7 protein-coding genes and 1 pseudogene are annotated in these 7,082 nt (G+C 54.4%); 3 read left to right on the top strand and 5 right to left on the bottom strand.

Annotated features, from left to right (window positions below; genetic code table 11):
* Nucleotides 1-79: 79 nt before the first annotated feature.
* Nucleotides 80-265: pseudogene (locus tag ACSZPU_RS21670) on the top strand (LysE family translocator); the annotation flags it as partial.
* 135 nt (nucleotides 266-400) lie between these two features.
* On the opposite strand, the gene ACSZPU_RS21665 reads toward ACSZPU_RS21670, so the two are convergent.
* From ACSZPU_RS21665 to ACSZPU_RS21655, 3 genes are read right to left on the bottom strand one after another with little or no spacing between them, the layout of a single operon-like run.
* Nucleotides 401-1,264, bottom strand: a complete 864-nt coding sequence (locus ACSZPU_RS21665) for an HlyD family secretion protein (protein WP_499003022.1) — start codon at nucleotides 1,262-1,264, stop codon at nucleotides 401-403.
* Nucleotides 1,261-1,476, bottom strand: coding sequence for a DUF1656 domain-containing protein (locus tag ACSZPU_RS21660; protein ID WP_499003020.1), 216 nt, complete (start codon nucleotides 1,474-1,476; stop codon nucleotides 1,261-1,263). Before ACSZPU_RS21660 ends, ACSZPU_RS21665 begins: the two co-directional genes overlap by 4 nt.
* Complete coding sequence (locus ACSZPU_RS21655) at nucleotides 1,466-3,430, bottom strand: FUSC family protein (protein WP_499003019.1); 1,965 nt, start codon at nucleotides 3,428-3,430, stop codon at nucleotides 1,466-1,468. Before ACSZPU_RS21655 ends, ACSZPU_RS21660 begins: the two co-directional genes overlap by 11 nt.
* Nucleotides 3,431-3,677: 247 nt before the next feature.
* Between ACSZPU_RS21655 and ACSZPU_RS21650 the strand changes: the two genes are divergently transcribed.
* The gene (locus tag ACSZPU_RS21650) at nucleotides 3,678-4,472 is read left to right on the top strand and encodes an AraC family transcriptional regulator (RefSeq protein ID WP_499003018.1); all 795 of its coding nucleotides are present in this window, start codon (nucleotides 3,678-3,680) and stop codon (nucleotides 4,470-4,472) included.
* A 49-nt stretch (nucleotides 4,473-4,521) separates the two neighbouring features.
* Here the strand turns inward: ACSZPU_RS21650 and trpS are convergent, their stop codons facing one another.
* Together trpS and ACSZPU_RS21640 are read right to left on the bottom strand one after the other, a co-directional pair.
* On the bottom strand, nucleotides 4,522-5,526 hold the full coding sequence (gene trpS / locus ACSZPU_RS21645; RefSeq protein WP_499003016.1) for a tryptophan--tRNA ligase: 1,005 nt from the start codon (nucleotides 5,524-5,526) through the stop codon (nucleotides 4,522-4,524).
* Nucleotides 5,527-5,749: 223 nt separating this feature from the next.
* Nucleotides 5,750-5,896: a hypothetical protein gene (locus tag ACSZPU_RS21640; RefSeq protein WP_499003014.1), complete on the bottom strand. Its 147-nt coding sequence runs from the start codon at nucleotides 5,894-5,896 to the stop codon at nucleotides 5,750-5,752.
* Nucleotides 5,897-6,010: 114 nt separating this feature from the next.
* Between ACSZPU_RS21640 and ACSZPU_RS21635 the strand changes: the two genes are divergently transcribed.
* Nucleotides 6,011-7,012, top strand: a complete 1,002-nt coding sequence (locus tag ACSZPU_RS21635; protein WP_499003012.1) for a TonB-dependent receptor family protein — start codon at nucleotides 6,011-6,013, stop codon at nucleotides 7,010-7,012.
* Nucleotides 7,013-7,082 lie beyond the last annotated feature (70 nt).

Genomic DNA, 7,082 nt, shown 5'->3' with positions numbered 1-7,082 from the left:
CTTCCATCGGGAATAAGGATCTGGCAGCCTGAGTTCCCAACTAAAATACTCTCCAGGAAAACCGGGGCGGTTCACTCTGATTTGGACATTTATACTTGTCAGCATCCATGTTGCCATCGGGACAATGTGGTCAATTACGCTCATTTTATCCACCCATTTTGCCTCTGCCATACTGAGGAAAAGCTGCATTATCAAAGTGATGGACAGAGCAACCGGAGGCTTGTTTTTATGCTTCGCGGCTAAACTTGCTTTTAGCACAAGATAGTACCGGAAAACGCATGGTGTCCGAGCCTGACGCTAAGCGGTCAACAAGGACATTAGTCATGCCCGCCACCGCCTGTAGATAGCCGCCAGGCGGTGGCGGCCCCAGGATAACGAATGGCCGGGCGGTGGTAGACCCTTAAGGCTGGATGGACACACTCGCGGACAAGCCAGCCACTAACTCAATCCCCGCCGGTAATGTATCTAACTGAATGCGCACCGGTACGCGTTGTGCAAGCCTCACCCAGCTAAATGTGGGGTTGACCTCCGGCAGCCCAAGCCCGCCCGTTTCGTCATTACTGTCGCCGATCCCACGCCCGATACTCTCCACATGGCCCGTGATGAGCGGATCAAACCCCATCAGTGAAATTTGTGCGCTGCTGCCAACGCGGATATGACGCAGCTTAGTCTCTTCAAAATACCCCACCACCCAGAAACTCCGCGCATCAACAATAGCGACTTTTGTCTCTCCCGCCGTGGCGTAGTCGCCAGGGCGAAGCCGAAGATGTGTAACATAGCCCGCCACCGGTGAGCGCACGGTGGCATGTGCTAAATTAAGCTGTGCCAGTTCCAGTGCCGCCAGCGCGCCCTGATAATTGGCCGCTGCGACGTTTGCCGCACTGCCGGTTTGCTGGATGTCTTCGCCGGAAATGACCCCTTTGATCAGTGCGCGTCTTCTGGCCGCATCCTGGCGCATCAGCATCTCATGACGCTTCGCCTCGACATCGGCCTGCGCGCTAAGCACGCTAAGTTTCAGCCAGTGCGGATCAATAGCATAAAGAACATCGCCACGGTTAACCCACTGGTTATCGCGAACCGCCACACTGCTCACCGGCCCGGAAACATCCGGCGCAATCTGCACCACATCCGCACGAACCCGCCCGTCGCGAGTCCATGGCGTCTGTGCATAGTGTTTCCAGAAAATAAACGCCACAAGCGTTGCCACCGCTACGGCGCTTAGCGTCAGCGCGTAGCGACCCAGTAAAGAGAGTAAAGATTTCATGTGAATAACCCCAGTGTGGTCAGGCCCTGCAAGAGCAGGAAAAAGGTAACGATCCAGGTTGAAAAATCAATCAACGGGCGAAAGGGCAAACGGCGATAAAGCCTGCTGAAAGAAAACAGCGGAACGAGCAACAGCGTGCAGACCAGTGCAACGAGTGCGGTCACCAGCAGGCCGGGGATAAAAACACCCCCGATATCGATGTCATTTATCATTGGCAGGTTCCTTGTCTTGCATCCGCAACGCGCAATGCAGATCAACCAGTCTGTCGACAAATTGACGCGAGGGTTCATCTGCCGCAGGCAAACAGCGGTTTGCCATCGCGGAAATACGCTCGCGCAAGGCTTCGGTCTGCGTTGTGCGGGTAAGAAGATGAAGTACCTCGTTGATTTCGCTGCCTGCGGACGTATTGAAACGGTGCAGGTGCATCACGCACAGGCCAATGCGCAGGACGTGCACCAGGTGAAAAAGTGCCCACGCGGATGAGTGCCCACTGCGCTGTAGGCGTGGCAACAGCAGAGCGGCCCGGTCAATCATCAGATTGGTCCAGTGCGTTTCATCACTTTTAAACACACCGTTTACGCTGCGGCGGATATCGCGCTGACAAAGTTTCAGCAGGCGGTTTATCGCCGCATCTGCCTGTACGGTTTGCAACACACTCATGCTGACGACGGCGAAGCCGGTGGTGAAAAATAAGGCGATGGCGGTGTTGGTTGCATCAGCGAAATCGCCGCTGTAGTGTGCACCCAGCTCGCACAACACCGGCAGCGTTAAAGTTATCCCCATCGCCATAAACGTAGTGGGCGGTCGCGCCTGCAGTGACCCGGCAAGCAAATAGACTGGGGCAAGCACCGCAACCAACACGGGGAAATCACTGACCTGGGGTAGCAGCGCAAAGCTATAGATAAGGCTTATCAATACGCCCCAGACGGAGCCGATGATGTATTTCACGATATACGGGGCTGGCGTATCGAAACTGCCAAACAGGGTGCAGCAAACCCCCAGAATCGAGACCGCCGTAGCGCCATCTGACCAGGCAGAGTAAATCCAGATCAGACAGCCGCTCAGGATAATGGCAAATGCGCCCAGTGCCGTTCGGGCAGCACTCAGGGGATCGCAATGGAAAACATACCCTTTTGCCCCGTCAGGCTCGGTCTGTGCTGGCACGTGTTTTTCGTGATGGATGGCATCTGCAAGGCGTTCACACTGCTGTATGAGGGTAATCAACTCCGCGATATAGCGGACAACATTCACATGCAGTGCGTCCTCAAACGTCTGCACCTGCATCGCGCACCACTGCGCGCTGCGCTTTTGTAGCGCATCCGCCGCGCTTTTGCGTTTCCCGGCATCTTCACAGGTAAGCCAGGCCTGAACATCCTCCAGCAATGTCTGCACGTCGGTGGGTAACGCCTCGATTATCTGTAAACGATCGCGTAATTCACCGTTCACGATGACTAACCGCGCCAGCCTGTCATGGAGTGCTTTCCTGGCCTGACGGACCGGCACCGAGAGGGCAAAATCATACGGAATGTGGTGGCTGATACCCTGCAAAAATTGCAGGGCCAGCGCGAGGTGCAGAGGCTCTGACGCCGCATCGGACTTGCCTGCTAAGGTGTCGGCAAGACGCTGTCGCGCCGCGTGCAGCGTCTGCGCTAATTTGCTGTTGAACAGCCCTGATATCCGGCTCGGTAAAATGTATCGGTGAATGAGCGCGGTGCAGACGATGCCGATCGCTATCTCCTGTACCCGAGTGATAGCGATGTTAAACACCGTGCCAGGGTCGGCGACGGCGGGAAAGCCAATCAGGCTCGCGGTGTAACCGGCCAGCACGAAGGCATAGGCGCGGGGTGTACGTTCAAGCAGAGCAAGCCAGAGGCAGAAGCTGATCCAGGCTGTCAGCATCACGCTGCATAAAATTGGCATATTCACGAATGTGGGCACGATCAACACCGTCGCCCCCGCGCCAGCCACGGTACCTGCCAGGCGATAGAGACACCTGCTCAGCGACGCGCCCACCGAGGTTTGCGAAACGATATAGACAGTGATGATGGCCCAGGAAGGGCGCTCAAGGCCAATCGACAGGGCAAGGTAATAGGCGAGCATCGCGGCGGCAAAACTCCTGGCGGAATAGAGCAGGGCATGCGCGTCGCTCAGTAGCACGGGAGACATGATGCGGCCTGACCAGCGGCTTATCACGTGCAAAAAATGCGTGTGGCGGAGCTTGATTATACCCAGAATACTTCGAGTTGCAGGAGCCAGTGAACCCAAGTCAATCGTAGGGATAGGTTGTTTAAGCACTACCATCCTGCATATTGAAGTTACTTGGGTATATGTTCATGCCGGGAATTATTCCCTGTTTGCGCATGTCCTTAAATACTCTATTCTGTCAAAAAATACCTAAATATTGCCAAATGACATGACATCCCGACTTGCCCATACCCTGTTTGATCCTGACAGCACGTCGAGCCCGGCCGTCGCGCGTCATATTGATTTCGTAGATTACGCCGCCGAAGTGCCGGTTCACACGCACCGCAAAGGGCAGCTGATCATTGCCCTGTATGGGGCGGTTATTTGTCGTACCGAAAACGACATCTGGATAGTGCCGCCAGACTGCGCGGTGTGGATCCCTGGAGGTGTCCCCCATAGCGCCAAAGCCACATGGAATGCGCATCTCAACTATTTGTTTATTGAACCCGGTGCCGCCGCGCTGCCGGAAAAATGCTGCTCGCTGGCGATTTCACCGCTGATCAAAGAGTTAGTTGACCGTTTAACGCATGAGGCCGTGGATTACGCACCCCAGAGCCATGTCGGCAGGCTGACCCGAGTGACGCTTGATGAACTTGCCGCTATGCCGCAGCAGAAATTAAGCCTGCCGGTTTCAGCACACCCTAAAATCCGGACGATGGCCGATATGCTGGTCAGTCATCCGGAGGACCGCAGTACCTTTAAAATTTGGGCAAAGCGGCTGGCGCTCAGCGAGCGGTCTTTAGCGCGTTTGATGCTGCGCGAAACCGGCCTGACCTTCGGACGATGGCGTCAGCAGCTGCATTTGATTATTGCCCTTCGGGAACTGGCGAGCGGGGTATCAGTGCAGAACGTGGCGGCGAATCTGGGGTATGAGTCGGTTAATGCGTTTATCACCATGTTCAGAAAAACGATGGGCAGCACGCCGGCGCACTATTTTGCCGCCCGAAGAATAGCGGAACCCTGACATGCTCACTGGCTCAGGGCACAGCTTCACCCGTTAACACACCAGCGAGTCAGAACACCGGCAGGCCCAGTCCTTGTTTCACCTCTTTGAGCGTCTGCTGCGTCACCTCGTGCGCCCGTTCGCTGCCCGCTTTTAAATGCGCCATCAGCATCCCCTTGTATTGTATGTAAGTTGCGCGTCGTTCGCGAATGGGCGCAATCAGCTCCTGTAAGCACATTTCCAGCTCATTTTTACAGGTTTTATCACCCAATCCACCTTGCTGATAATGCGCTTTCATCCCGGCGATTTTCGCTTTATCCGGGAGGAAAGCATCCAGATAAGTGAACACCACATTGCCGTCTATCTGGCCCGGGGCGCTCACTTTAAGGTGGTTAGGGTCGGTGTACATGGAGCTAACCGCTTTGTGAATGGCCTCTTCGCTGGCCGAAAGGAGCAGAGTATTACCAAGCGATTTCGACATTTTGGCACTGCCGTCAATGCCCGGAAGGCGGCCGATGTCGCTCAGTATGGCTTTACAGTGTTGCAAAACGGGCTCGGGCAGCAGGCTGTTCATCTTATGCGCGATTTCATTTGTCTGTTCGATCATCGGTAACTGGTCATCACCGACCGGCACATACTGGGCTTTGAAGGCCGTGATATCCGCCGCCTGGCTAATCGGGTAAACCAAAAAGCCAACGGGAAGCGAGCGGGCAAATCCTTTCTGCGCGATTTCACTTTTTACCGTTGGATTCCGCTCAACGCGGGCGACGGTCACGATGTTCATATACAGTGCGGAGAGTTCAGCCAGCGCGGGCAACGCCGACTGTAGACAGATAGTGGTGAGCGATGGGTCAATGCCCACGGCGAGATAATCGGCAAGTACTTCGGGAATATTGTCCCCGATCTTATGCGGATTGCTGCCGTTATCGGTCAGGCCCTGTAGATCGGCGACCAGGACAAACTGTTGATAGTCGTGTTGCAATGCCACGCGCTGGCGAAGAGATCCCGCAAAGTGGCCGAGGTGAAGCGGGCCGGTTGCACGATCGCCGGTAAGGATGATGGCTTTATTGTTCATATAAGACTCCTTGAGCATAAAGCCGAAAGGGGTCTTATCAATGAAAATCACCGCCTTTCGGCGGTGAGTGGAATGAGGGAATACGCATTCAGGCCGCCATTAAGATGGCAGCCACCACAGGTCACGATTAAAAGCGCTGAGGTTGCATTTTGTATTCATATTCTGAACGTATCATGGCTTGTTACGCACGTAAAGTGATGAACAGATCGCAAGCTTGCAGTCTTTACTTAATGCCATTCGTTGCCGCTTCGTTAATAAAATTCACAATGTCATTTATTTTATTTGAATAAAAATGCATATATTTACTTAAAGCCGCACCAGTGCTGTTCCCCGCAAGCAATCCTCCCTCTGAATGTGAAAAAAATGCCATGTTTTAAGCCACTTGACAAAAACTGACTTTCGGCACAGGGCTATGTTGCAATTATTGATAATGCTAATGTTTCTCAAACTCATTATTGATTACTTGCATTAATTAGGGTTAACGATGAAACACACAAAAATAGCAACGGCATTGGCACTCATTTTGGCCGGCAAGCTGGCTTATGCAACGGAAGAGACGATAACGGTATCGGGCAACATCCTGGGTGATTCCAGGGCTGATGAAGTCAAAACCTGGGCCGGTAGCCGTACGGTGATCGACCAACAACAGCTACACAAAGGGGCGAACCGCACGCTGGACGATGCGTTGCAGCGCGTACCGGGGGTGAAAATTCAGGACGAGACCGGCACCGGCGTTCTTCCGCAGATTTCCGTGCGCGGCCTGTACGACAGCCGCAGCGGCAGGGTGCAACTGCTGGAAGACGGTATTCCGCTGGTGCTGGCGCCGTATGGCCAGGAGGGGATGTCGTTATTCCCGGTGAGCTTTGCCACCATCGATCGCATTGACGTAGTACGTGGCGGCGCGGCAGTACAGTATGGCCCGAACAACGTGGGCGGGGTTATCAACCTGATCAGCAAGCCGATCCCGCTGAAATGGGAGAATGAAATTGCCGAACGCGCCACCTTTTACGGTAAAGGTCGCAACCTGTGGGATACCTACCTGCGTACCGGCGGTATGCTCAATGATGATTTCGGCCTGCAGGTTGAAGCCAACCAGGTAAAAGGGAATTCGTTCCGCGCGGACAGCGCCAGCAAAGTGCAGAGCCTGCGCGTGCGCGGGCTGTGGAATATCAACGAAGACACGACTCTCAATCTTACCTATCAGTATTACGATGCCCACGCCGAACTGGCCGGTGCGCTGACAGCGGACGATTATCACCGCGATCGTCGGCAAAATACCCGTCCATGGGATAACTACGATGGTCACACCAAACGCTACAGCGCGGTCTACAACCAGCAGCTTGGCTCGCTCGGGTTTATCGACCAGGCTGAATTTAACTGGATGTTCTTCAGCCATGAGTCCGACCGTGATTTCCATGTCGGAATGAGCAAAGTCGCCGGTCAAACCTGGAACCCGTCGCTGCCGGCAGATATCGTGCACAAATAGCTCATATGCCACCCCTAAACGTGAATGAAACGGAGTCTAACAAAAAGCTGGACAGCCGTTCAACTTTCCG

The organism is Phytobacter sp. V69, assembly GCF_965644215.1.
Lineage (GTDB): Bacteria > Pseudomonadota > Gammaproteobacteria > Enterobacterales > Enterobacteriaceae > Phytobacter.
Note: the sequence above shows the minus strand (reverse complement) of the source record. Positions and strands in the feature narration are given on the sequence as shown.

Bases quoted from the DNA above. Each gene is read 5' to 3' on its own strand.
- ACSZPU_RS21665 (WP_499003022.1), bottom strand. From the start codon at position 1,264: ATGAAATCTTTACTCTCTTTACTGGGTCGCTACGCGCTGACGCTAAGC.
- ACSZPU_RS21660 (WP_499003020.1), bottom strand. From the start codon at position 1,476: ATGATAAATGACATCGATATCGGGGGTGTTTTTATCCCCGGCCTGCTG.
- ACSZPU_RS21655 (WP_499003019.1), bottom strand. From the start codon at position 3,430: ATGTCTCCCGTGCTACTGAGCGACGCGCATGCCCTGCTCTATTCCGCC.
- ACSZPU_RS21650 (WP_499003018.1), top strand. From the start codon at position 3,678: ATGACATCCCGACTTGCCCATACCCTGTTTGATCCTGACAGCACGTCG.
- trpS (WP_499003016.1), bottom strand. From the start codon at position 5,526: ATGAACAATAAAGCCATCATCCTTACCGGCGATCGTGCAACCGGCCCG.
- ACSZPU_RS21640 (WP_499003014.1), bottom strand. From the start codon at position 5,896: ATGGCATTTTTTTCACATTCAGAGGGAGGATTGCTTGCGGGGAACAGC.
- ACSZPU_RS21635 (WP_499003012.1), top strand. From the start codon at position 6,011: ATGAAACACACAAAAATAGCAACGGCATTGGCACTCATTTTGGCCGGC.